The sequence below is a fragment of the Clostridia bacterium genome (assembly GCA_026414765.1).
Taxonomy (GTDB): Bacteria; Bacillota; Clostridia; order Acetivibrionales; family DSM-27016; genus SKW86.
This window is the reverse complement of sequence record JAOAIJ010000021.1, coordinates 248717-271871: the sequence shown is the minus strand read 5'-3', so window position 1 is coordinate 271871 and position 23155 is coordinate 248717. Positions and strand designations below refer to the sequence as shown.

The 23155-nt window shown below is 37.0% G+C and carries 27 protein-coding genes and 1 tRNA gene; 5 read left to right on the top strand and 23 right to left on the bottom strand.

Going from position 1 to position 23155, the window contains the following annotated elements; all coding sequences use genetic code 11:
* Positions 1 to 207 precede the first annotated feature (207 nt).
* From N3I35_08940 to N3I35_08925, 4 genes are all read right to left on the bottom strand, one after another.
* Positions 208 to 777, bottom strand: a complete 570-nt coding sequence (locus N3I35_08940; protein MCX8130210.1) for a methyltransferase domain-containing protein — start codon at positions 775 to 777, stop codon at positions 208 to 210.
* A gap of 106 nt (positions 778 to 883) precedes the next feature.
* A complete protein-coding gene (gene aguB, locus N3I35_08935) occupies positions 884 to 1762 on the bottom strand; it encodes an N-carbamoylputrescine amidase (protein ID MCX8130209.1) in 879 nt (292 codons plus the stop codon).
* A 48-nt stretch (positions 1763 to 1810) separates the two neighbouring features.
* Positions 1811 to 2851 carry an agmatine deiminase gene (gene aguA, locus N3I35_08930; protein MCX8130208.1) on the bottom strand — a complete coding sequence of 347 codons (1041 nt, stop codon included), beginning with the start codon at positions 2849 to 2851 and terminating at the stop codon, positions 1811 to 1813.
* Between the two features lie 140 nt (positions 2852 to 2991).
* Positions 2992 to 3228, bottom strand: a complete 237-nt coding sequence (locus N3I35_08925) for a hypothetical protein (GenBank protein ID MCX8130207.1) — start codon at positions 3226 to 3228, stop codon at positions 2992 to 2994.
* Positions 3229 to 3513: 285 nt separating this feature from the next.
* Between N3I35_08925 and N3I35_08920 the strand changes: the two genes are divergently transcribed.
* The gene (locus tag N3I35_08920; protein MCX8130206.1) at positions 3514 to 4131 is read left to right on the top strand and encodes a DUF5362 domain-containing protein; all 618 of its coding nucleotides are present in this window, start codon (positions 3514 to 3516) and stop codon (positions 4129 to 4131) included.
* A gap of 195 nt (positions 4132 to 4326) precedes the next feature.
* Entirely contained in the window at positions 4327 to 4503 is a 177-nt protein-coding gene (locus N3I35_08915; GenBank protein ID MCX8130205.1) for a DUF1540 domain-containing protein, read from the top strand.
* Between the two features lie 40 nt (positions 4504 to 4543).
* On the opposite strand, the gene N3I35_08910 is transcribed toward N3I35_08915, so the two are convergent.
* From N3I35_08910 to trpS, 7 genes are all read right to left on the bottom strand, one after another.
* The gene (locus N3I35_08910; GenBank protein MCX8130204.1) at positions 4544 to 5278 is read right to left on the bottom strand and encodes an rRNA pseudouridine synthase; all 735 of its coding nucleotides are present in this window, start codon (positions 5276 to 5278) and stop codon (positions 4544 to 4546) included.
* A gap of 27 nt (positions 5279 to 5305) precedes the next feature.
* A complete protein-coding gene (locus N3I35_08905; GenBank protein ID MCX8130203.1) occupies positions 5306 to 5962 on the bottom strand; it encodes a PilZ domain-containing protein in 657 nt (218 codons plus the stop codon).
* A gap of 190 nt (positions 5963 to 6152) precedes the next feature.
* Complete coding sequence (gene ytfJ / locus N3I35_08900; GenBank protein MCX8130202.1) at positions 6153 to 6638, bottom strand: GerW family sporulation protein; 486 nt, start codon at positions 6636 to 6638, stop codon at positions 6153 to 6155.
* Positions 6631 to 7299 (bottom strand): DUF2953 domain-containing protein, encoded by a 669-nt coding sequence (locus N3I35_08895; protein ID MCX8130201.1) that lies wholly within the window; start codon positions 7297 to 7299, stop codon positions 6631 to 6633. Before N3I35_08895 ends, ytfJ begins: the two co-directional genes overlap by 8 nt.
* A gap of 68 nt (positions 7300 to 7367) precedes the next feature.
* Complete coding sequence (scpB, locus tag N3I35_08890; GenBank protein MCX8130200.1) at positions 7368 to 7913, bottom strand: SMC-Scp complex subunit ScpB; 546 nt, start codon at positions 7911 to 7913, stop codon at positions 7368 to 7370.
* 10 nt (positions 7914 to 7923) lie between these two features.
* The gene (locus N3I35_08885; protein ID MCX8130199.1) at positions 7924 to 8709 is read right to left on the bottom strand and encodes a segregation/condensation protein A; all 786 of its coding nucleotides are present in this window, start codon (positions 8707 to 8709) and stop codon (positions 7924 to 7926) included.
* Between the two features lie 7 nt (positions 8710 to 8716).
* Positions 8717 to 9703: a tryptophan--tRNA ligase gene (gene trpS, locus N3I35_08880; protein ID MCX8130198.1), complete on the bottom strand. Its 987-nt coding sequence runs from the start codon at positions 9701 to 9703 to the stop codon at positions 8717 to 8719.
* 177 nt (positions 9704 to 9880) lie between these two features.
* Here trpS and N3I35_08875 point away from each other — a divergent pair, with 177 nt between their 5' ends.
* Positions 9881 to 10519, top strand: a complete 639-nt coding sequence (locus N3I35_08875) for a site-2 protease family protein (GenBank protein ID MCX8130197.1) — start codon at positions 9881 to 9883, stop codon at positions 10517 to 10519.
* A gap of 13 nt (positions 10520 to 10532) precedes the next feature.
* Here the strand turns inward: N3I35_08875 and N3I35_08870 are convergent, their stop codons facing one another.
* The 8 genes from N3I35_08870 to N3I35_08835 all read right to left on the bottom strand — a co-directional run bounded on the left by N3I35_08870 (position 10533) and on the right by N3I35_08835 (position 19064).
* Positions 10533 to 10745 (bottom strand): hypothetical protein, encoded by a 213-nt coding sequence (locus N3I35_08870; GenBank protein MCX8130196.1) that lies wholly within the window; start codon positions 10743 to 10745, stop codon positions 10533 to 10535.
* Positions 10746 to 10793: 48 nt separating this feature from the next.
* Positions 10794 to 12107 carry a diaminopimelate decarboxylase gene (gene lysA / locus N3I35_08865; protein ID MCX8130195.1) on the bottom strand — a complete coding sequence of 438 codons (1314 nt, stop codon included), beginning with the start codon at positions 12105 to 12107 and terminating at the stop codon, positions 10794 to 10796.
* A 264-nt stretch (positions 12108 to 12371) separates the two neighbouring features.
* Positions 12372 to 13583 (bottom strand): D-alanyl-D-alanine carboxypeptidase, encoded by a 1212-nt coding sequence (locus tag N3I35_08860; GenBank protein ID MCX8130194.1) that lies wholly within the window; start codon positions 13581 to 13583, stop codon positions 12372 to 12374.
* A 215-nt stretch (positions 13584 to 13798) separates the two neighbouring features.
* Positions 13799 to 15100: a pyrimidine-nucleoside phosphorylase gene (locus N3I35_08855; GenBank protein ID MCX8130193.1), complete on the bottom strand. Its 1302-nt coding sequence runs from the start codon at positions 15098 to 15100 to the stop codon at positions 13799 to 13801.
* Between the two features lie 65 nt (positions 15101 to 15165).
* Positions 15166 to 16335, bottom strand: a complete 1170-nt coding sequence (locus tag N3I35_08850) for a phosphopentomutase (GenBank protein MCX8130192.1) — start codon at positions 16333 to 16335, stop codon at positions 15166 to 15168.
* 116 nt (positions 16336 to 16451) lie between these two features.
* Positions 16452 to 17336 (bottom strand): site-specific tyrosine recombinase XerD, encoded by an 885-nt coding sequence (gene xerD / locus N3I35_08845; protein ID MCX8130191.1) that lies wholly within the window; start codon positions 17334 to 17336, stop codon positions 16452 to 16454.
* A 359-nt stretch (positions 17337 to 17695) separates the two neighbouring features.
* A complete protein-coding gene (gene spoIIM, locus N3I35_08840) occupies positions 17696 to 18334 on the bottom strand; it encodes a stage II sporulation protein M (protein MCX8130190.1) in 639 nt (212 codons plus the stop codon).
* A 178-nt stretch (positions 18335 to 18512) separates the two neighbouring features.
* Positions 18513 to 19064 (bottom strand): NUDIX hydrolase, encoded by a 552-nt coding sequence (locus tag N3I35_08835; protein ID MCX8130189.1) that lies wholly within the window; start codon positions 19062 to 19064, stop codon positions 18513 to 18515.
* Between the two features lie 127 nt (positions 19065 to 19191).
* On the opposite strand from N3I35_08835, the gene N3I35_08830 reads away from it, so the two are divergent.
* On the top strand, positions 19192 to 19326 hold the full coding sequence (locus N3I35_08830) for a hypothetical protein (protein MCX8130188.1): 135 nt from the start codon (positions 19192 to 19194) through the stop codon (positions 19324 to 19326).
* 17 nt (positions 19327 to 19343) lie between these two features.
* Here N3I35_08830 and rnhA read toward each other — a convergent pair whose 3' ends face one another.
* Positions 19344 to 19796 carry a ribonuclease HI gene (gene rnhA, locus N3I35_08825; GenBank protein MCX8130187.1) on the bottom strand — a complete coding sequence of 151 codons (453 nt, stop codon included), beginning with the start codon at positions 19794 to 19796 and terminating at the stop codon, positions 19344 to 19346.
* Positions 19789 to 20604 (bottom strand): pyrroline-5-carboxylate reductase, encoded by an 816-nt coding sequence (gene proC, locus N3I35_08820; GenBank protein ID MCX8130186.1) that lies wholly within the window; start codon positions 20602 to 20604, stop codon positions 19789 to 19791. The genes rnhA and proC overlap by 8 nt, the downstream gene beginning before the upstream one ends.
* 219 nt (positions 20605 to 20823) lie before the next feature.
* Between proC and N3I35_08815 the strand changes: the two genes are divergently transcribed.
* Positions 20824 to 20899, top strand: a tRNA-Trp gene (locus tag N3I35_08815).
* 142 nt (positions 20900 to 21041) lie between these two features.
* Here N3I35_08815 and N3I35_08810 read toward each other — a convergent pair.
* Together N3I35_08810 and N3I35_08805 are read right to left on the bottom strand one after the other, a co-directional pair.
* Positions 21042 to 22820 carry an FAD-dependent oxidoreductase gene (locus N3I35_08810; protein ID MCX8130185.1) on the bottom strand — a complete coding sequence of 593 codons (1779 nt, stop codon included), beginning with the start codon at positions 22818 to 22820 and terminating at the stop codon, positions 21042 to 21044.
* A gap of 154 nt (positions 22821 to 22974) precedes the next feature.
* Positions 22975 to 23151 carry a hypothetical protein gene (locus N3I35_08805; GenBank protein MCX8130184.1) on the bottom strand — a complete coding sequence of 59 codons (177 nt, stop codon included), beginning with the start codon at positions 23149 to 23151 and terminating at the stop codon, positions 22975 to 22977.
* Between the last annotated feature and the right edge of the window lie 4 nt (positions 23152 to 23155).

Sequence of the window (23155 nt, the reverse complement as noted above, 5' to 3'; positions counted from 1 at the left end):
TTTTTTCATGTTTTATAACAATTTCATTAGTAAATGAAATTATTACCTGGTACTAATTATTATGAAAATTATATCTTAATTTTTATTTCAATGCAATAATTTCCTGGTAAAAAAGCAATTAAAACTAAACATTTCCCTAAATATGTCAAATTAATTTCTCATATATTAATAAAAGCTCCGGCATTTGTATGAAAATGCCGGAGCTTTTTATTCACTGTACTTCTGTATACATACCAGTATAGGAGGACAATTAGGCTGATTAACAAACTCTGACTGAAGAACAGAAAACTTTTTAAAATCTATTCTCTTTATATATTCCAGGACTTCTTCCTTCTCATCGAAGCCGCTGTCCCCTCCGTAATAGACCACAATTGATATTACTCCTGATACCTTCAAGAGTTCCATAGCCTTCTCTATTGCCTTTATTGTGGTTTCCCCTTTTGTGCCGATATTATGATTTCCCCCGGGTAAATACCCAAGATTGAACATAACCGCTTTCACACCGGTTTTCACGTATAATCCCATATTCTGATGCCCGTCGTTTATAAGTTCTACCCTGTCAGCAAATCCTTTTTCACTTAGCCTTTTTTTAGTTTTTTCCAGTGCCTGCTGCTGTATGTCAAATGAATACACTTTTCCACTATCTTTAACCAAACCTGCTAAAAAGACAGTGTCGTTTCCATTTCCGGCTGTAGCATCTATTACAGTATCCCCCTCTGTTACTACCTGACTTATTATATCATGGGATTGTCCAAGGGAATTCTTTATTATAAACAAATCCACCACTCCTATAGTACTGCTTATTGCTACAGGACCAAAGCCGTATAAGCAGCATACGCCCTGACTCTCCTGTTAACCTAACCTCTTGTGTCAGTATGCTTATTTATACACATCCATCACTGGTCATTATAGCTTTATACATCTCAGGTCTTCTGTCTCTGAAAATCCCCCATGAACTTCTGTATACATCAATCTGATCAATATCGAATTCGGAAACGACGACAGTTTCGGAACCCCTATCCGCCTCAGCCACCTTTTCGCCTACATGGTTTGTGATAAATGATGAACCATAGAAAGTAATACTTGAATCCTTTATTTTTTCAGCCCCGATACGATTTGATGCAACCACCGGAATAATATTTGAAGCAGAGTGCCCACGCATGCATAGTTGCCAGTGATCCCTTGAATCTACTGCCGCATCAGCCGACTCCTCAGGCTCTGACCCTATGGCTGTTGGATAAAAGAGCAGTTCAGCACCCATCAGCGTCATACATCTAGCAGTTTCAGGAAACCACTGGTCCCAGCATATTCCTACACCTATTCTGGCGTATTTGGTATCCCACACCCTGAAGCCTGTATCACCCGGATTAAAGTAAAATTTTTCTTCATATCCAGGCCCATCCGGAATATGAGTTTTCCTGTACACTCCCAAAACTTCACCATCAGCGTCTATGACTGCCACTGAATTATATCTTGCATTATTCTTTCTCTCATAAAAGCTTATCGGAAGAACTATACTAAGCTCTCTGGCCACCTTTTTGAAGTGTGATACTGCAGTATTTTTCTCTACTGGTTCTGCATATTTATAATACTCAATATCTTCCTTCTGACAAAAGTAGGGGGTTTCAAAGAGCTCTTGCAGCAAAATAATATTAGCACCCTTTGAAGCTGCATCACGAACAAGCTTTTCGGCCTTATTTATATTTTCTCTTATGTCCCATGTACAGCTCATTTGCGTTGCTGCTACCGTTACTTTCCTCATAATAACCTCCTTAGCCTCATTTCAAATATATACCTCTATAAAGTGCTGTCATTCCTGTCTGATTTTTGCCGGGATACCTACAGGCATTTGCTGGGTAATGCAATGTACATTTCCCCCGCCCCTTATTATAGGTAATCCGTTAACTGTTACTATCTCCCTCTCTGGAAAGGTATTTTTTAAAACTTCCTCAGCCTTTTTATCTGTCCTGGAATACTTGCCTCCAAAAACCGGTAAAATGACACCACCATTTACAAAGTAAAAATTCAGATAACTCAGTGTCAGATATGCACCATTATAATAACCTTCATCGGGTTGTTCTATTTCAATTATTTCAAATTTCCTACCCTTTGCATCCGTTGTGTTTCTTAGTATTTCGAGATTATCAACCGATCTTTGGCAATTCGGATTTTCAGGGTTTTTAGTCGTCTGAATCAATACCGTACCCGGTCGCGCAAAACATGCTACATTATCCACATGTCCATCCGTGTCATCTCCATAAAGTCCTTTTTTCAACCATATGATCTTCTGTATGCCTACGTATTTCTTTATAATATCCTCTATTTGCTCCCTGGTCATATGAGGATTTCTATTCTTGTTTAAAAGGCACTCCTCGGTTGTGATCAGGGTCCCTTCTCCATCTACATGGATTGAACCGCCTTCCATAACTATAGGTGCGTCAAAACACGGTACTTCTATCGTGTGTAAAAGCTTAGAAGCAACAAGATTATCGTTTTCACACGGGTATTTTCCTCCCCATGCATTGAATTTCCAGTTCACTCCTGCCAGTTCACCCTCATCATTTATTACAAATGTTGGCCCATTATCGCGCATCCACGAATCGTCATGAGACATTTCAAGTATCTTTATCCCAGAGCCGCAGAAGCGTACTGCCTGCTCGCTGAGATCCGGCTTTGCTATCATCATAACCGGTTCAAATCTGGAAATTTTCTTTGCTACATCTGCAAAAGCTTCTAAAACCTCTTCATAAGGTTCAGGCCATAGAGCTTCCTTTATAGGCCATTCCATAAAAGTACCGGCATGCTTGGTCCATTCAGGCGGCATTTTAAAACCCAATTGAGCTGGATACATCACAAAACCTCCCACATCTATAAAATAAAGAAGAATAGGCATTTTTTTTACAAACATTATAATTTTAAATTGGAAAGTATACTTTGTCAAAATAATTCTTTACGAAGCAAGCCAAAGCCTATATATACCTGGATATTAAGCTAAGTTTTGCTCAGCTTGAATATCTCAATAAATAAATCATATACATAGTAGCCGAAAAAAATGAAAATTCCTGCTAAAAATATTAATGTATAGAATAGCCATGCAGTTGGAGAGCTAAACTTATTCTGCTTCATTATTTCTTCATCCATAAGCCTTTTATATTTTTCCTTCTGGAACCAATGATTATATATACAAAAGCACAGGCCAATTACAAGAATCAACAACAAACCTAACATACAATCCTCCACATGAAATAATTATACACATACATTACTTTACCATCTTCTATTATTCAGGGCAAATAAATAAAACAATTTTCTAAAAAAACCTTTGAATAAAAAGCAATAGTGTATACATAATATTAATTAATGAAAAACAATTGGACTACAATATACTATAAAATTTTCAATAACAAACAGAAAAGTGTTTTCATCTAAAGTAAAAAATTCAATTTACACTTTATTTCCTGAAATGGTATAATGTTTTTGCAATATGTCTAATATATAAGAGGGGGAAATACAATGGACGAAATCGGAAACCAGGGAACGAATAACCAAGAGCCGGAAAATACTAACCAGTATCAGCAGCCAGCTCCCGTTGAGCCAAACATATATAACGGTTATTCCCAAATTTCAAACCAACAAAGTGTAAACATAAGCTTTTCTTTAAAGGAGTTAAGAAGCCTCTCCGGTTGGAGTACTTTCAGGGCAGTTATTAATATCATTGTAGGTGCTTTAACCTGTTTGGGAAGTTTATTATCCCTTCTGATAAGTTTTGCTTCATTTGTAGGTCAAGATACTAATACCAACGCAATAAATCAGGCATTAGGCAATGTTTATACACTTTCAGCCTCAATGTATCTTATTATAGGAATTTCGTCACCTTTTATAGGTGTTATTCTTATTATTTCAGGTGTAAAACTTTTAAATGCATCAGACTCAATAAAACGGTATTTATCATCAAATGATCTTTCAAGGCTTTCTGACTCAATGAATTCCTTTGGAAAGTACTTTAAACTCTTTGGGATAACTACAATCATAAAAATTGTTACCGGTATAGTTTTATTTATTGTATTAATAGTTTTAATTGCCAGTGTAGCCTCCGGTTTAGGAGATTATATGAATCAATTTCCTTTTTAGCAAAACACCTACCCATGGCTTGCAGCTGACAAAACAGCTACAGGCCTTTTTTGGTGCTAAAATCAGAAACATGGGGCTTATTATAAAAAATCTATATTAAAATACATTTTTAAAAATATATACATATATAAAATAAATGTAAATACATAAAATAATAGTGTTGTACAAAGAATTTTTATCGGGAGGTATATATCTATGGCAAACTGTCAAAGAATTCTATGTTCTGTAGGAAGCTGTATTTATAATACACCAAAGGAAAATCTATGTACATTGGATGCTATCCAGGTAAGTGCTGCCGCCAAATCTGATAGTGGAGCACCATATGATGAAACTCTTTGTGCAAGCTATAAATCACATCATAAAAAGAAATAGCCGATAAGCAAAATCCGCTGGTTGAACCCTTGATACCCGCCTAAATGTTCAGCCAACGGATTTCCTCTTTACTAAGATATCTCCATTTTCCTTCTTCCAAATCTCCAAGTTTCACATCACCTATCGCTATCCGCTTAAGTTTAATTACCGGATGCTTGATTGCTTCACACATCTTTCTTACCTGTCTGTTCTTACCTTCATGGATAGTGATCTGCAGTAAAGACGATATATCCTGTCTTTTATCCGAGGCTGCTTTTCCCGTACCAACTATTTTTATTTCAGCCGGTGATGTAGTATAATCTTCAATCCTTATACCATTTCGGAATTGCTCCAAATCACTCTGTTCCGGAATACCTTCTACTTCAGCAAGGTATACCTTTTTCATTTCATGTTTGGGATGAGTCAGTCTGTACGTAAATTCTCCGTCATTTGTAAGAATCAAAAGTCCTGAAGTGTCATAATCAAGTCTTCCCACCGGATAGACACGTTCATCTATATTCTTTACCAGATCAATTACTGTAGGCCTTCCGAACTGGTCTTTTACTGTAGTGACTACACCTACTGGTTTATTTAGCATTATATATATTTTGTTTTTTCCCAAAACAACCTTTTTACCATCTACGCTAACCAAATCATTACCGGTGACCTTCATACCCATATCAGATATCCTGACCCCATTAACTGTTACACGCCCATCCCGTATCAGCTCTTCGGATTTTCTCCGAGAAGCAATACCAGCCTCTGCCAGATATTTCTGCAATCTTACCTGTTCCATATTATTTCCTATTATCAAATTTATTTATTACAGTAAATCTTCAATAAATATATTTTCATTGGTATTCAGACAGAATATAACCTTGTCCAAGATATCTTTGTTTTTACTATCAATATCTATGATTTCAATACCATATTCATAAAAATTTTCATTTTTTATAATCCGTACTATTTTTGCCTTGAATTCAAGCATTTCATCACAGCTTATAAATGTAGCAATTTTCAGTGTAATAATTGTATCTTTATATAGGTGTTGCTTTGATATTACTCCCGCACCTATTATGCTGATATTTTTTACAATCGAATAAATACTTTCATCAGACCCAGCCATTAATATGTCTGCCTGAAAGTTTACGGAATATCTTTTAAAAAGCCTATTATTCTTAAACTTGCTCACTTTTTCTATAAAAACACATATAGAGCCTGGTTGTTTGATTTCTATATCATTAACTATTCCCTGAAAAACATACTCAAATTCACCATCTATTTGCTGGCAGCTTAAACAATCACCCACTAATACATTGCTTTCTATTAAGGCCTCAGGTATGCTTATATGCATCTCTCTTTCATTGATCTTTTGTACTACACTCAATGAAGGCTCATACATTCCGGAATGTTTCACATACACTACACTTCCCTTTGAAAGCAGCTTTTCCAGTTGAACATTAGTTTCCTTACAAATCATACCAAATCCCCCATTGACACTTTTGCTGTATAATATAAAGATAAATTCATAACATACAATTAATAATAGTGTACTATAAATACCAGTAAGTGTGCTAGTAACTATTTTAACACTAAAACAATAAAAATGCCAAAAAGATTTTTTGGTAAATCTTTAATTATAGCAAAAAAGTGGGCTTAGTTAGTCCCACTTATTCATTTTCTATTTCCCGTGTAATTTTCCCGGTTGTATCACCAGTACTGACTTCCTTTTTTACTGTTATTTTCTTTCTTATTGTTTCATTGGCTTTTTCTATAAGCTCGGGTATCAAATCTAAAATCTTATCAACCGAGGAGTTTACATTTACAGGTAACAGTTTTATCTGATTCTGTCCAACTACCATGAATGCTACAGGATTTATACTTACTCCGGCTCCGCTTCCTCCTGCAAACGGATACTTTGGGCCGGTTTTTCCGCTGCCTTCTTCCTCGCCATCTTCTCTTTCCTTCACTTCACAGCATGAGTTGAATTCTCCTCCTCCTGCAGCAAAACCAAAGGATACCCTTGAAATAGGAATTATTACAGTTCCATCCGGCGCTTGGACCGCATCGCCTACTATTGTGTTTACATCAACCATATCTTTGATGCTTTCCATAGCTGTTGTCATAAGACCTTGTATCGGATGTTGCTCAGCCACTCAAACCACCGCCTATCTTCTCATTTGTTTGTCGCGATCTTGCTTTGATTTTCATAATTTTTAACCTTACTACTATAATATGGACTATTCTAATGCTAAATATGCAATGCAGATTTACATTAAGTTTTTTTTCATTAAAATTACTTTCCACTTTTATACAATTGTCTATATTCTTGACATTATTCAGCACATAAGAAGATAAGCTGCCTACGATAATCCACGCCACACCTGTAAGAATACCTGTATAGAAAGCATCCCCTGCACCCAGCTCTGCTTCGAACTTAAAATTCTTCAATACCAGCTTCCCTCTTAAATATTTCCGGATCTCACAGATTGTTTCCCTGTTTTCATCCCTGGCCTTAAGTATGGCCTTAATCTTTTCAAATATACTGAAGAAATTCACATCCCTGTCGGCTTTTTCTTCTGCATCTTTTATATCCCTCTTCTCTTTTACCTTGGTAATCCTGACGCCATTTTTTTCAATATTAATTAATGGTACTTCATACTTATAACTTATCAGCCCTCCGAGTATATGCAACGATATGATAAAGTGATCGTCATATCCATCTCTTATAAATTCCAGCAGTACCTTCGCTTTGAGAATAAGCAGAGTAACCAATATAGCCGTTAAAAAAACTAAAAAAATAACCAGATAAAGCATTTTAACACCTCATCTAGCTATTTTTTCCTGTTATAGTCAAAAATACACATGCAAATTATAATAAATTACTACAAGGTACCGTCTTCTTTAACCTCTTCAAGTTCATTCATTTCCAGCAAGGGAAGATCACTATATGAAGAGAAACCGAAACTTCTGAAAAATTCCTCTGTAGCTTCATAAACCATAGGTTTACCCGGTGCATCCAGTCTTCCTGCTTCTTTTATAAGATTTCTCTCTAAAAGCCTTGTAATTGCACTATCAGAGTTTACTCCTCTTATCTGCTCAATTTTAGCTCTGGTGATATGTTTGTTATAAGCTATTATTGCCAGCGTCTCAAATGCTGCCTGAGATAATCCTTGTTTCTGTCTTGGTTCGAAAAGCCTCTTTATATATTCATGATGCTCCGGACGGGTGCATAACTGATAGCCTCCATTTATTTCTCTCAGCATTATTCCTCTCTTCGAATTGTGATAATTGACTGTCATATTACTTAGAATAAGTCTCGTAGTCTTTTTATCAACCTCTATTGCTTCTGCAATTTTCTCCAGGGAAACTGTGTCTCCGGCAGCAAATAACAAACCCTCGATCACAGCTTCTATCTCTTTTATTTCCATTTAAGTCCCCTCACAAAACACCAACTTTTTCATCTTCGATTTCTTCGAGATTATCATTATTCTTATATATCAGTATTTCTGAAAATTGCTTTTGCTGTTCGATACGGACCTTTTTAAGTTTGCTAAGTTCAAGCATAGCTAAAAATCCCGTAACTATCTCTGTCCTCGACTTTCCCTTCGAAAAAAATACCTCGGAAAAAGTTACATACGCTTTATTTATAAGATTTCTAACAATCTCCCTCATCTTGCTTTTAAGTGATACTTTCTCATGCTGTATGATCTGAGCCATCTTACCGGCTGTATTATTCAGCTTCTTCCTGTTTCTTTCCAGCATTGCCACGTATACCCTTTTTAGTTCTTCAGGAGAAAGCTCCAGAATCTCATCATCCCTCTTGAATTCAATAAGCTCCGGAAGTTTGTAAAAAACCTTTTCCCACTCTTTTTCCCTTTGCTTCAAAGCCTGGGAAAACTCCTTATATTTCTTATATTGAATAAGCTTTAGTACAAGTTCTTCCCTCGGATCGACCTCTTCCTCCCGCTTCTCCTTTTTGTCAGGCAGAAGCATTCTTGATTTTATATGAAGCAGAGTTGCAGCCATTACAAGAAATTCACTTGCTATTTCCAGATCCATTTCCTGCATAGCAAACAAATACTCCATATACTGATCGGTAATCTCATTAACAGGTATATCATAAATATTAACTTGATTCTTTTCTATCAGGTGAAAAAGCAGATCAAAAGGTCCTTCAAAATTCTGTATTTTAATCTGACAGGCTTTTGTAAGTGAACTCTCCATTTTTCCCTCACCAATCAATTTTCATAGCAGAACGCACTTCTTCCATAGTTTTTTGAGCTATTTCCCTCGCTTTGGTGTTACCGTGTTCTATCACTTCTTTAACATATCCTGGATTCTGAATTATCTGCTGTCTTCTTTCATAAATTGGAGTCATATAGTTCACCATTTTTTCTGCAAGATTGCGCTTGCACTGAACACAGCCGATTTTTCCTCCTGTACACTGCTGTTCTATTTCTTCTACTTCCCCTTCATTAAATACCTTATGAAATGCGTAAACAGCGCACACTTCAGGATGCCCCGGATCATCCTTACGTATTCTTGCAGGGTCTGTTATCATAGTACTTACCTTTTTCTTTACTTCATCCGGACTGTCAGACAGGGCTATTGTATTTCCATAGCTCTTGCTCATCTTTCTGCCATCAAGCCCTGGCAATACCTTGGCTTTTGTCAGTAATGGCTTAGGTTCGGGAAAAACTTCGCCAAACAGATAATTAAACCTCCTGGCAATCTCCCTTGTAAGCTCGACATGGGGAACCTGATCCTCCCCTACAGGAACATACTGTCCTTTATAAATCAGTATATCTGCTGCCTGTAGGCAAGGATACCCAAGAAAACCATATGTCGTAATATTTTTATCCTTCATCTGTGCAAGCTGATCCTTGTACGTCGGAGTCCTCAGCAGCCACGACAAGGGCGTGGACATAGAAAACAGAAGGTGCAGCTCTGCATGCTCCTTGATACTGGACTGCAAAAACATCGTACATTTTTCCGGGTCCAAACCAGCGCTTAACCAGTCAACAACTACATCATTTATATTGTTTTTTATACCGGAGGTATCTTCATAACCCGTTGTGAGAGCATGCCAGTCCGCTACAAAAAAATTACAATTGTATTCATCCTGAAGCTTTATCCAGTTTTCAAGAGCACCAAAATAATTACCCAGGTGCAAAGCTCCCGTTGGTCTCATTCCACTTAATATAGTCCCTTTTCCCATTAATAACTCACTCTCCTAGCTGTGTTGTACCTGCATCAAAAGATAATAATATATTAGCATATTATTCGTTATATTTACAATAAATAATATAAGGTAAGGTCTAAGTTTCGAAATATATGGACAATATAAAAATCATCTGGTAAACTTTTGTTAATCATCTTATAGTAGGAGTGTCTTATGTTTGATTTTGATATTCAGAGAATGTTGTTAACCATACCCGGGATTCTTATAGGGTTGTCTTTCCATGAATTTGCACATGCTTTTGCTTCCGACAGGCTGGGTGATCCTACACCAAGAAGTCAGGGCAGATTGACTTTGTCGCCAAGAGCGCATATAGATATATTGGGTTTTCTGTTTATTTTGTTTGCACGCTTTGGCTGGGCTAAGCCCGTACAGGTAAATCCAAGATATTACAAAAACCCCGGCAGGGATGAAATAATAGTTTCCCTGGCAGGTCCTGCGATGAATTTTGTGGTTGCCGTATTTTTTACAATACTTATGAAAATTTCCCTGGTCTTTGATCTTTATAGTTTAATGGGAGAAACTGCTTTTTCAATTTTACTCACTTTATTTGGCTACACTATATGGATAAATATAATGCTTCTTGTATTCAACCTTATACCTATCCCGCCGCTGGACGGATATCACGTCATTGCAAATTTTGTACCATACAGATACCGGGATGCTTTATTTAAAATTGAACAATACAGTATGTTTATTCTAATTATTTTTGTTCTTTCACCTTTATCAAGAATTGTAATCGGAAAACCTGTAGAATTCATTTATAATTTCTTATATAGCCTGTTCAGGATTTAAAAATAAAGGAACTCTAGCGAGTTCCTTTATTTTTATAATCCCTGTTTATTTTTCTCATGAAGGCTTTCATTCTGCTTACTATCAATAAAGCAATTCCAGCAAGCAGCATGGTAAGGCTGAGCATACGCAAAAAGCTCTGTCCTTCATCTTGTATTCCCTGCCAAACCCTAAATGCCGAATATGCGAATATAGCAATTATAGCTAAAAACACAGTTTTGTTTTGCATTTTACCCTCACAAAACACTATTTTAGACTACTATTTTTGTCTGAAGATTTATAGATCTTCCGGTAATACATCATTTCTTACGATATCTTCGTAATCTTCCCTTTTTATTATAAGACGCGCTTTCCCATCCTTCACCAGAACTACCGGAGGTCTGGTGATACGGTTATAGTTGCTGGACATAGAATAGTTGTACGCCCCGGTTGCTAAAACAGCTACAATATCCCCTACTTTGATTTCAGGCATGAATATATCCTTAATAAGAATATCACCTGACTCACAGCATTTTCCTGCAATAGTCACCTTTTCAACCTTACCCGCATCAGGCTTATTTGCAAGCACTGCATCATAAGGAGACTGATATAGCGCATATCTGGGGTTATCTGCCATACCACCGTCTACAGAAACATATTTTCTTACTTCCTTTATGTCCTTTACCGCACCAACAGTATAAAGAGTTATTCCTGCCGGAGCAACTATGGATCTTCCGGGTTCCATTACAATAAACGGAAGTTTGATTCTTTTGTCTTCACAAATACTTTTTACTACTTTTGATACGGATTCTATATAGTGATCGTATTCGATAGGATCATGTTCGGGTATATATTTTATTCCAAAACCGCCGCCAAGATTTAGCTCTTCGATTTCCAAACCAACCTTTTCCTTAACTTCAGCTATAAAGTTCAACATTACCTTTGCAGCCAATTCAAAGGGAGCAAGATCAAATATCTGCGAACCGATATGGCAGTGCACTCCTGCAACTTTTACATTTGCCATTTCCGATGCCATACTTACTATTTCCAGTGCCTCACCATTTTCAAGAGCTACACCGAATTTGGAATCAATCTGTCCTGTCTGAACAAAATCGTGGGTATGCGCATCTATTCCAGGCTTTATCCTGAAAGAAATATTCACAACCTTGCCCATACCTGAAGCTATATCGTTGATATTCTTCAATTCTTCCTTATTATCCACTACTATTCTTCTAATATCGTGTTCTATAGCAAGTTTCAACTCATCAATTGTTTTGTTGTTTCCATGGAAGTAGACCTTATTCATAGGAAATCCAGCCTTTACAGCTGTGTAAAGCTCTCCTCCGGAAACTACATCAAGTCCTAAACCTTCCTGCTCCGCAATTTTGCACATTGCCATAGTACAGAAAGCTTTACTTGCAAAAAGAACCAGTCCATTACCATTATAATATTTATCCATGGATTCTTTATATATTTTACAGTTTTTTCTTATCAATCCTTCATCCATTACATACAGGGGTGTCCCAAACTTTCTTACTAAATCTACGGTATCACAACCGCCAATTTCCAAGTGCCCCATTTTATTTATTTTCAAAGCTTCAGATACAAACATAACCTCACCGTCCAAACAATTTATTCGTATATATTTAACGCTAATATGGTAACATTATTTTTTGCAAGCGTCAAGTTCAAATCCTGCACACTGGCAGGACTAAAAAAATAATATCTTTGCATAACTCCATAACTTTTTCTACAAAAATGATAAACTTGTAATATTTATCTTTTCTAAGGGTTCTCATCCGTTCACCCTGCTACACAGCAGAAAAAAAGAGACGCTAAATATAACGTCTCCAATCACTTTATAGCCGACTGCTCTTTACTTTCTGCCCAGACTGAACCATGAAACTACCATCCGGAAGAATAATCTTATAACTGATGCTTTGTCAACATCACTTTCTGCAACTATCTCTGCTTTGCCTATTTCCTTGTCTCCAACCTTGTAGAGAACTTCACCTATTTTCTGACCTGCTTTAAGCGGAGCAGTTATGTTTTCCTGAATCTTCACTTCATGCTCTATTTTACCATGGTCACCTTTTTCCAGAAGAAACCTTGCATCTTCCTTGTATATACCCTTAACACTGGTCTTCAGACCTTTTTTTATTTCCACATCAGTTACTTCTTCACCCTTTTTATTCAATATGGAAACTATATAATTTTTAAATCCGGTATCAAGCAGTTTTCTGGTTTCTGCAAACCTTGTATTTGAGTTAGGCGCTCCCAATACAACTGAAATCAGTCTCATATCATTTCTCTTTGCAGTTGCCGAGAGGCAAAATCCTGCCTTTGTAGTAAACCCTGTTTTAAGCCCGTCACAGCCGTCATAAAACTTTATTAACTTGTTTGTATTATCCAGGGTAGTTTTTCCGTCCCTTATAGTTTCATGCCATGTTGATGAGTATTTTATTATATCAGGATGCTTTGATATAAGCTCCCGGGACATTAATGCGATATCATATGCACTGCTGTAGTGGCCCTCATCAGTTAACCCATTGCTATCAAGAAACTTTGTGTTTTTCATACCAAGTTGAGCCGCTTTTTCATTCATTTTTTGTACAAAAGCCTCTTCACTGCCTGCAACCTTTTCTGCCAGTGCTACAGCTGCATCATTGGCAGACTGTATAGCCAAAGCCTTCAGCAAATCATGTACTGAAAACACTTCCCTCGGATCAAGATCGATTTGTGAACCACCCATCTCGTAAGCATGGATAGATACGGGAACCTGATCATCATAGTTCACTTTACCCGAATCAATAGCCTCCATCACAAGTAACATGGTCATTACTTTTGTAACACTTGCAAATGGAAGTTTTTCATGGCTGTTTTTATCAAAAAGCACAGTACCGGTATTTGCATCCATTAAAACAGCACTTTTTGCTTTAAGATCGGATAGATCTGTTTTCTCCGCCAGTTTTGCTACTGTCACTGTACTAAAAGCTTCTTCTATAGGTGCTGCAAATGCCGGAATAGCAAATAGATTCAAAATCAAAGATGTAATAATAAGAAAACATAATGCAGTCTTTTTAAACACAAGAGTCCCCCCTGGCATTTATCTTCTACTTTAATGTTATGCCGCACATTAACTTCGTATGCAATATGGCATACAACTTAAGCTGCCTTGCAACAGATAACCGCTAAAAAACAATAGTCCTTTACCTTATACCGGGCAGCACTGTCAGCCATATGCATATTATACAGCCTGAAGACTCTGATTTAAACGTAAATTAATACCATTAAAGCAATCGACTATTGTATTACATCATATATATACTTAGCCGGCTCCGGTTTTTCCTGACTGAATGAAAATGCTTTCATCGCAATATTCTCTGCTTCGCCTGCATCAGACAGATTTGTGTGAAGAACACAAAGAATATCACCTTTGTTTACCTTATATCCGACCTTTTTCACCACAGTAAGCCCTGCAGCATAATCGATCTTATCCTCTTTCGTTCTTCTCCCTGCCCCCAGCAACATTGCAGAAAGGCCTATACTCTCAGCATCTATGGCAGATATATACCCCTCTTGCGCTGACTTCACTTCTATGTGATACCGGGCTTGAGGCAGCATATCCGGATTATCAATAACCGCTGTATTACCTCCCTGGATTTTGACAAACTCCTTTAGCTTCTCTAATGCCCTACCTGAATTAACTATATTCATCAATTCATTGTAAGCTGTAGAATAATCCTGAAAAGCCCCCCCCAAAACAGCCATATTAGCAGCTATAGTAAGGGCTATGGTTGTTTCATCCTCGGCTCCGTTGCCCCTTAATATTTCGATTACTTCCCTTACTTCATTGGCATTTCCCACTTCATGCCCCAAAGGCTGATTCATATCTGTTACAATGGCAATTGTCTTCCTTCCCAAAGATTTACCTATTTCCACCATTGTCTCAGCCAATTCCCTTGCTTCACCCACAGACTTCATAAAAGCTCCGGAACCTACTTTTACATCCAGTACTATACAATCGGCCCCTGAAGCAATCTTCTTACTCATTATGGAACTGGCTATAAGAGGGATACTGTCTACTGTTGCTGTGACATCTCTTAATGCATAAATTTTCTTGTCAGCTGGGGTAAGATCAGGTGATTGCCCTACAATAGCCATTTTAAACGCATTCACATTTGATATGAACTCTTCTCTGCTCAGTTCTGTCCTGAACCCTTCAATTGACTCAAGTTTATCAATAGTACCCCCTGTATGCCCTAACCCCCTCCCGGACATCTTGGCGACAGGAATACCGGCTGCCGCACATATAGGTATTATAGCCAGGGATAATTTGTCCCCTACACCTCCTGAAGAGTGCTTGTCTACTTTTATCCCCTTTATTTGAGACAAATCAACTCTTTCTCCGGAGTTCACAAAAGCAAGAGTAAGATTTGCCGTCTCTTCCCTGTTCATTCCTTTGAAATATACAGCCATTAAAAAAGCTGACATTTGATAATCCGGTATTTCTCCTTTTGTAAAACCTTGAACTATGAAATCGATTTCGTTATTGCTAAGAAACTCTCCACGCTTTTTTTTATTTATCAGGTCAACCATTCTCATCAGCTATTCCTCCCATATATCCGGTTTCCTAAATAATCTGCTCCATGCTCTTTCATCCGGAACAATCACAATAAAATATCCTTCATAAAACTGGAACCGTTGGAGATAGCCTGCAAAGACAGATATTCCGCTATAGAGGCTGCTACATCAGCAAACGTATTCCTTGTACCCAAATTAATATTTTGCTTTATTTTCTTTCCATAAACTAAAAGCGGAACATATTCCCTTGAGTGGTCTGTGCTCGGTGTAGTAGGATCGCAGCCATGATCGGCTGTTATCAGCAGCAAGTCGTCATCTTTTAAAGCGGAAAGTATTTCCGGCAATCTTGAGTCAAACTCTTTCAGAGCATCGGCATAACCCTCAACATTGTTTCTATGTCCAAAAACCATGTCAAAATCAACCAGATTAGTGAATATTATCCCTTCAAATTCGTCCTTCATATATTGAAGTGTCCTGTCCACACCCTCCATGTTGTTTTTCGTATGTACGGCATCGGTTATTCCCTGCTTGCTGAAAATATCTTCAATCTTTCCTACTGCTTTAACTCTTTTTCCCTTTTCGCAGGCATAGTCAAGAACAGTTTTTCCTAAAGGCTTAAGGGAATAGTCATGCCTTCTTTCAGTTCTTGCAAAACTGCCGACAGGTCCGTTAAAAGGTCTTGCAATAACTCTTCCCACTGCATATTCCCCCTGCAGAATCCCACGGGCAATCTCACACATCTCATAGAGTCTTTCAATCGGTACAACATCTTCATGTGCAGCTATTTGAAACACACTGTCGGCAGATGTATACACAATTGGATATCCTGTCTTGACATGCTGTTCTCCTAACTGCTTTATTATCTCAGTACCGGAAGCTGCAAAATTACCTATAGTTTTTGTACCTATCGCACTTTCAAACTTATCTATCAGTTCATGCGGGAAGCCATTAGGAAATACAGGAAAAGGTTTGTCCAATACTAGTCCTGCCAGCTCCCAGTGTCCTGTAGTAGTATCCTTACCTGCAGACTTTTCATCCATTCTTGCATAACATCCTGCAGGATTTTCCTTCCTTCTAAACCCGGTCATTCCGTCTATGTTTCCTAAACCAAGCATCTCAAGATTAGTTAATTCAAAGTCGTTAATGCTTTTGGAAATATTACCCAGAGTATTACTTCCTATATCACCGTACTTTTCAGCATCGGGAAGCTCTCCCATCCCGACACTGTCCATTACTATTAAAATAGCACGCTTCATTTCAAAGTCCTCCTTTTATATAAATATACCACAAAGGGACAAACCTTAACGGTGTGTCCCTTTATTTCATTAATTTCAGTTAACTGATGGTTTTCATACTTAAGTACAACTCTTGTCTATGCTCTTGGATGAGTTTTTTTATAAATTTCCTTGATCTTATTCTTGGCAATCTGAGCATAAATCTGCGTAGAAGATATGTCCGAGTGTCCAAGCATCTCCTGAATAGATCTCAAATCAGCACCATTTTCAAGCAAGTGGGCTGCAAACGAGTGTCTTAATGTATGCGGAGTTATATCTTTATTTATTTTGGCTTGATTTTTATACTGTTTGATAATCTTCCAGAACCCTTGTCTGGTAAGCCTTTTTCCGTTAATATTAACAAACAGTGCTTTTTCCTCACTACTTTGAATCAGGAGTCCCCTTGACTTATTCAAGTATTCCTGAATTGCATTTATAGCAATAGACCCGATAGGTATCATTCTTTCCCTTGAACCTTTGTTGCATTTTATAAACCCTATTTCAAGATTTATGTCCAGAAGGTTCAATGATATAAGTTCTGAAACTCTTATACCTGTGGCATAAAGTAGTTCAAGCATTGCTTTGTCCCTGAACCCCTTTAAATCAGTGCACTTTGGTTGCTCCAAAAGTAATTCGACTTCCTGGGTCGATAAAATCTGAGGCAGTTTCTTTTCAACTTTTGGTGATTCCAACTCCAAGGTTGGATCCTGATCTATTATCTTGTTTTTCGATATGTACTGATAAAACGATCGAATAGATGCAAGATTCCTTGATATCGTTGAAGTAGCACGCCCTTTCTTTTGCAGATGCAGCAGATAAGCAATAACCGTAGTTTTATTTGTATTGGTAATATTGTGCAAATTTATTTCTTGCAAATATGTTATGTATTGTTCTATATCTCTTCTGTATGATTGTAGTGTGTTTAAAGATAGACGCTTATCCCTTTCTAAAAAATTAATGAATTTTTCTACTAAAGCTTCCATTAACTAACTTCCCCTTTTATTTATTATATAATATAAATTTTTCGTTAACATAATTAATAAAAGTAAAATACTATCATAATTTTTCCATTTAATCTATTTTAATATATTTTTATGCTTAATAAAAGAAATATTTTCTAGTTTATAAAAAATTCTTCAAATTTTTGAAAATTCCTTCTTTTATTTTACATTTTTTTATATACACTATAAACTTATGTTAAGCAACAAAATAATTCATTTATGTATATAAAATATTATTGACTGCTAATACCATTTTTATACATATATTATGTAATTAAGTTTATAATGTTTAATAATCTCAATCATTTCTCTTCATAAGCACTAATTAAGCTAATAATCCTTTAAGTAACCATAGGTGAAAGCATTCTTATAAAAACCGGAGTCACATAGGATTCAATCAGTACACCTATAAAAATAAAGCATGTATAAAACAGGGTGACAAAACAATACCCAAGAAACCGTGTCTTTATGTTTTCTCTTGAAATATGTTTTACGGATTTATTTTTTATTATGTTTAGTGAAAAATTAATGCCGTTAACACCCAGGGCAATAATACAGGGTACTATGATGAATTCTTTTGGCAGCAAGCCAAACACTGTGAATAAAGCACCTTTCAAGCCTAAAGTTTCGATAATGAATCCTGAACTGAAACCTGTAATAAACCCTCTTATACCTACTATAATAAATATAAACGGTATACCTATGATAGTAACCCCAAGTACCCATAAAACCCCGACTATTCTGACATTTTCATATATTGAGATTTTTAGTAGTTCATTTGTGTCTACCTTCTGGTTATCAAGCAGTTGAATAAACCCCTGGAAATAGTTCATCAGTTCTTCCCGCTGTATAGCACTTAATCCGTTTACAGTAAAAGCACCTGCAGATACTCCGATTATGAATGCCATCAACAGAAAGAAAAATGTATTGAAATTATTCTTTACATGCTTTACTACCATTTCCCGTATCTTTGAAAACAATACATATTCCCCCTATATAAACCCGCCATCTGTGATCATCAACTATATTACGCTATATTTACTATGATTCTATGCTGACATAAATTAAAAAATTACACTATGAATTAATGTATTGTAAACTATAAAAGCATGTTGAAAATTCATTCAACATGCTTTTATAATCAATTTTCCTTGATTCTCAGAAACCGCTAATCTCACCTTTAATGATTTTATCTGCAAACAATATTCCAATAATTGTTTTGGCATCCGTTATTTCATGCCTCAATACCATATCCATAAGCTTATTTACTTCGATTTTTTCCGTTGAAATAAACTCATCTTCATCTGCACAGGAGTTACCCTCCTTTAATCCTTTTGCTACATACATGTGCAAGATTTCGTCACTAAAACCCGGCGTGCTGTGAATACTTACTATATGCTTTATATTATCCGACTCAAGACCTGTTTCTTCCTTCAGCTCCCTTTTTGCACATTCCTCCGGGCATTCCCCTTCATCAAGTTTACCAGCAGGTATCTCCAGCGATTCCTGGTCGATAGGCTTTCTGAACTGCCGTACCATATAGAGGCTTCCATCATCACTTATAGGAATGACAACCGATGCCCCCGGATGCCTCACTATATCTCTTGTTGCTTCTTTTCCATTTGGCAGGCATACTTTCATAAATTCAACATTGATAACATTTCCCTTGTATATTTGCTTGGTAGATATGGTTTTTTCTTCATAATTCATATTTTTCTCCATTTCTTTGTGACTTTACCTCCGGTGTAATATTTTATTTTCTTTTGAATAAAATATTCTAAATCCCTTTCAACTGAATATTAAAATATAATAACATTTTATTGAAGGAGTTGTTTGTATGCAGCAGTTTGTAACCGGCCATAATCTTCTTATAAAAGGAAAATCCTCAGAAGTTGCAGAACAGTTAAAGAAATTATCCGAAAAGTTCAAAACTGTTAAAGAACTTCTTGAGTTTTATACTAAAACCCTTTAAGTTTATTCCCCCTGTAATCAGTCACTTCTATGCTTCTTTATCTCACCTGTGGCAAGTTTATCACACCTGTTGTTATATTCATTATCAGAATGCCCTTTTACCTTCACCCAGGTGATTTTGTGCATTTGATTCATCCGGTCAAGCTCTTTCCACAGCTCTATGTTCTTAACTTCTTCTTTGCTGGAATTTCTCCATCCGTTGGATTTCCAGTTTCTAACCCAATTATTGTTAAACCCGTTGATAAGGTATGCACTATCACTGTACAATTCAACCTCGCACGGCATTTTCAAGCATCGTAAAGCTTCAATTGCCGCCGTAAGCTCCATTCTGTTGTTTGTAGTATCTTTCTCAAAACCGGAAATCACCTTCTCGCTCCCGCCATACTTTAAAATGGCTCCCCAGCCTCCATCGCCCGGATTGCCCGAACAGGCTCCGTCCGTATATATTATTACCCTTTTATTGCTATCCATATATCTTTCCTATTTCTCTCGCTTTTTTTGTACACTCGTTCATGGCTTCAATAATAGAGTATCTGAAACCGTTTTTTTCCAAAGCACTGACTGCTTCTATCGTTGTACCCGCCGGTGAGCATACCTGATCCTTTAACTCTCCGGGATGCATGCCTGTTTCAAGGATCATCTTGGCAGATCCCAGGACTGCCTGTGAAGCCAGCTTATAAGCTAGTGTCCTGGGTATTCCCGAGAGCACTGCCGCATCAGCCATAGCTTCTATAAACATATAAACGTATGCCGGGCTGCTGCCGGTCAAGGCTGTAACTTCACTCATAAGCTTTTCATCAAGAAATTCACTTTTTCCCGTACAATCAAACAGAGCCTTGATTACATCAAGTTCATCAGCCTTTATATTATTATCATAAGAAATCAAAGTCATTCCTTCACCTACTTGCATAGGCGTATTAGGCATGGTACGGACAATTTTTTTATCGTACCCTACTATCTCTTTGTAAAATTTTATCGGTATTCCAACTGCAAAGGAAACAAGTATTTTTCTATCATCAAGCTTTGGCTTAATATTCTCAAGTACAGTTTTTAAGATATTTGGCTTTACGGCAAGAATTATTATATCAGCTTTTTCTGTAAGATTTTCAGAACTTCGGGCTATAGACGCACCCGTTTCTTTCTGCAAATCCTGGAGTTTAGCCATATCAACATCATACATGAATATTTTATCTGCAGGAATCATACCCGCCTTTGCAACACTTTTTATCATTGCGGATCCCATATTCCCGGTTCCGATAAATCCTAAGCTAAAATTCATAATATTTCCTCCAAATTATTTTCTTTTAAATATATTACCATAAATCAAGTCAAAATCCACATTTTTTCTCAAACCAAAACGCAGGTTGACAAGCAATATAGAGTATACTTGAGTGTATCTAAGAAATTCAGCGTTATTGCATCCTAATTAAAGTTACACGGAAAAATATCCATTGACTTATGTCTTAAGTCTATTGTATACTAATAAAGCGATTTGCATAGGGGAGTAGCGCAATTGGTAGAGTAACGGTCTCCAAAACCGTCGGCTGCAGGTTCGAGTCCTGTCTCCCCTGCCAAATAAAGTCAATGTATACTATACATTGACTTTATTTATTTTATCACTAATGATTATTATTTAATATATAAATTGACACAGAGTACCAGGTTCTGTGATAGAAATATCGTAAAAGCAGATAATATTCATTGTACCAGCTAATTTCAGTTATGCTCCATATGCTTCAAATAAGCTAATGCCAGCTGGTTTGCGGCAATCATCCCGCTTTGCAAGGCACCTTGCATCCAGCGGTGTGCAGCAGATATGTGATCGCCAGCCATAAAAACCCTGTTATTATATTCAGGTACTGCCATAGCATATGAAAATAATCTTTTCTGCTCAGGGGTGAAAAACGGCAATGCCCCCCTATTCCATATGTGATTGTTCCAGTGCATGGTTTTAAAATCAACAGCTATGCCGTCAAGGTAGCCTTTTGGCAATCCGTGGACTTCCTCAACTTCACGCTTTATTTCATCAAATCGCAAATCCGGGGTCATATTACCTAATCTAACGGAATCCAGACTGTAATTATATGATGCAATAAGTACTCCAGGCTCCCTTGCAAGAGTTTTCTGATTGAATGGGCTCATGTTCAGCTTATTATACGGAAAGCTGTGCTGCAGGTTTTTTACTTCATTTTTGCAATACTGTGCATGATCAGACGGATACCAGATACTTGTGACAGGAAGGTCCGTATATGATCCCCCACCGATTATTTGTTCTTCCGGACCGCCTTCTTCCCAGAAGCGTCTGCTGCACAGGATGAGTGATTTCATAGAATCTATATAATTTACTTCTTTTATCGCCTGCATTTTCAGAGGGCTGAATAATGGTTCAATATCTATAGTACGTAGAGTAGAAAAAGGTATGGCACTAACTGCATAATCAAAGCTTTCAAAAAGGTTATGCCTGAAATTCCTGTTTCCATAGGAGAGAATAACTTTTCCATACCTATTATCCCTACTGATACTCTTTATCCAACTACCCATTTTTATTGCAACTTTACCGATGTTTTCCGTTGGAATACCGGGATAATCCTTTGCAGGACTTCTGGCAGTCAATGAATTATAAAGTGCATATGCAATCTGGGACGTACCACCGGGAATTTCATACAAGAACGACAGATTAGCGGGATAATTGGCCTGTGCTATATCTATATAGCTATTATACAAATTTTCTCCTGCCAGTGGTGACATGCTGGAAATAAGGTTGATTCCATCCTGACTGAGCTGGGTTGTCTCCATTATCTTTCTGTTACTTTGAAAATCCCAATACTGTATAAAAGGGTTATAGCAGGGTTTTGTCTGCAGGAGCTCGCTTCTCTGCTCCGGATCTGCATAAAGCAGATGACTCTCAAGTCCATAATAAACCAACTGCTGCCAAGGCGTTTTCCTTTCCCATTCTTTCAGACAGTATTTGGGGTATATGTATTTCATTACATTTTTACCTTCAGCGTCATTTCTTACTCTTACATTTCTTAGATATATAAAGGCATTTTCATTAGTCTGTATAAATGGCCTAGTAGGAAGCTTGAATAGATTAATGTAATGCCATACCGTTTCGTGCGATACAGGGATTCTCATTGCTCCCAGCTCACCATATAGTGAATTCTTTTTATCAAAGTAATATGTATATACCCTTCCCCCGATTCGTGCTTCTTCTGCTTCAAAAACTGTGATATCGGCTCCTGTTTTTCTAAGTTCAAAGGCTGCAGCCAGGCCAGCCAGGCCGGCACCTATTATCCCTATCCTTATCCCTTTCAATGCCCCAGGCCTGAGAATAGAATTTATGTCAGGAGGAGGCAATGTCAGTTTGAGTATATACTCAAAGTCCTCAGGCCTGCCCCTTTGTATAAGTGCATATCTCTCCAGCAGATGCCTCTGAATATCCGTTGGGTTATTGGGTTGTAAAGGGGGATTTTCCAAATACTGAACGATACTCATATTTACTATCTCCTTTTATTCATAGTAAATAATATGTATCCATACGTATTTTTGTTAATGATATGAAAAAGCTGCACTAAGGAAAAGCGCAGCTTACATGTTTTAGTAAATCATAAACAGTATAATAATTTAGTATAAAATTAATATCTTTTATTTATTGTCTAAAAAATAATGTATATGCCGGAAGAATCAAAACTGCTGCTGTAATTAGAAAAACCATAACGGCACCTGCCTTGTTTTTCTTTCTCCAGGTCCACACTCCAAAGCTTCCTGTATATAAAGCTACCCAAATCAGTACAATAATCACTACTAATTTTTCTAATGATAACATTACT

Bases quoted from the DNA above. Each gene is read 5' to 3' on its own strand.
- aguB (MCX8130209.1), bottom strand. From the start codon at position 1,762: ATGAGGAAAGTAACGGTAGCAGCAACGCAAATGAGCTGTACATGGGAC.
- aguA (MCX8130208.1), bottom strand. From the start codon at position 2,851: ATGTATCCAGCTCAATTGGGTTTTAAAATGCCGCCTGAATGGACCAAG.
- N3I35_08925 (MCX8130207.1), bottom strand. From the start codon at position 3,228: ATGTTAGGTTTGTTGTTGATTCTTGTAATTGGCCTGTGCTTTTGTATA.
- N3I35_08920 (MCX8130206.1), top strand. From the start codon at position 3,514: ATGGACGAAATCGGAAACCAGGGAACGAATAACCAAGAGCCGGAAAAT.
- N3I35_08915 (MCX8130205.1), top strand. From the start codon at position 4,327: ATGGCAAACTGTCAAAGAATTCTATGTTCTGTAGGAAGCTGTATTTAT.
- N3I35_08910 (MCX8130204.1), bottom strand. From the start codon at position 5,278: ATGGAACAGGTAAGATTGCAGAAATATCTGGCAGAGGCTGGTATTGCT.
- N3I35_08905 (MCX8130203.1), bottom strand. From the start codon at position 5,962: ATGATTTGTAAGGAAACTAATGTTCAACTGGAAAAGCTGCTTTCAAAG.
- N3I35_08895 (MCX8130201.1), bottom strand. From the start codon at position 7,299: ATGCTTTATCTGGTTATTTTTTTAGTTTTTTTAACGGCTATATTGGTT.
- scpB (MCX8130200.1), bottom strand. From the start codon at position 7,913: ATGGAAATAAAAGAGATAGAAGCTGTGATCGAGGGTTTGTTATTTGCT.
- N3I35_08885 (MCX8130199.1), bottom strand. From the start codon at position 8,709: ATGGAGAGTTCACTTACAAAAGCCTGTCAGATTAAAATACAGAATTTT.
- trpS (MCX8130198.1), bottom strand. From the start codon at position 9,703: ATGGGAAAAGGGACTATATTAAGTGGAATGAGACCAACGGGAGCTTTG.
- N3I35_08875 (MCX8130197.1), top strand. From the start codon at position 9,881: ATGTTTGATTTTGATATTCAGAGAATGTTGTTAACCATACCCGGGATT.
- N3I35_08870 (MCX8130196.1), bottom strand. From the start codon at position 10,745: ATGCAAAACAAAACTGTGTTTTTAGCTATAATTGCTATATTCGCATAT.
- lysA (MCX8130195.1), bottom strand. From the start codon at position 12,107: ATGTTTGTATCTGAAGCTTTGAAAATAAATAAAATGGGGCACTTGGAA.
- N3I35_08855 (MCX8130193.1), bottom strand. From the start codon at position 15,100: ATGAGAATGGTTGACCTGATAAATAAAAAAAAGCGTGGAGAGTTTCTT.
- N3I35_08850 (MCX8130192.1), bottom strand. From the start codon at position 16,335: ATGAAGCGTGCTATTTTAATAGTAATGGACAGTGTCGGGATGGGAGAG.
- xerD (MCX8130191.1), bottom strand. From the start codon at position 17,336: ATGGAAGCTTTAGTAGAAAAATTCATTAATTTTTTAGAAAGGGATAAG.
- N3I35_08835 (MCX8130189.1), bottom strand. From the start codon at position 19,064: ATGAATTATGAAGAAAAAACCATATCTACCAAGCAAATATACAAGGGA.
- N3I35_08830 (MCX8130188.1), top strand. From the start codon at position 19,192: ATGCAGCAGTTTGTAACCGGCCATAATCTTCTTATAAAAGGAAAATCC.
- rnhA (MCX8130187.1), bottom strand. From the start codon at position 19,796: ATGGATAGCAATAAAAGGGTAATAATATATACGGACGGAGCCTGTTCG.
- proC (MCX8130186.1), bottom strand. From the start codon at position 20,604: ATGAATTTTAGCTTAGGATTTATCGGAACCGGGAATATGGGATCCGCA.
- N3I35_08810 (MCX8130185.1), bottom strand. From the start codon at position 22,820: ATGAGTATCGTTCAGTATTTGGAAAATCCCCCTTTACAACCCAATAAC.
- N3I35_08805 (MCX8130184.1), bottom strand. From the start codon at position 23,151: ATGTTATCATTAGAAAAATTAGTAGTGATTATTGTACTGATTTGGGTA.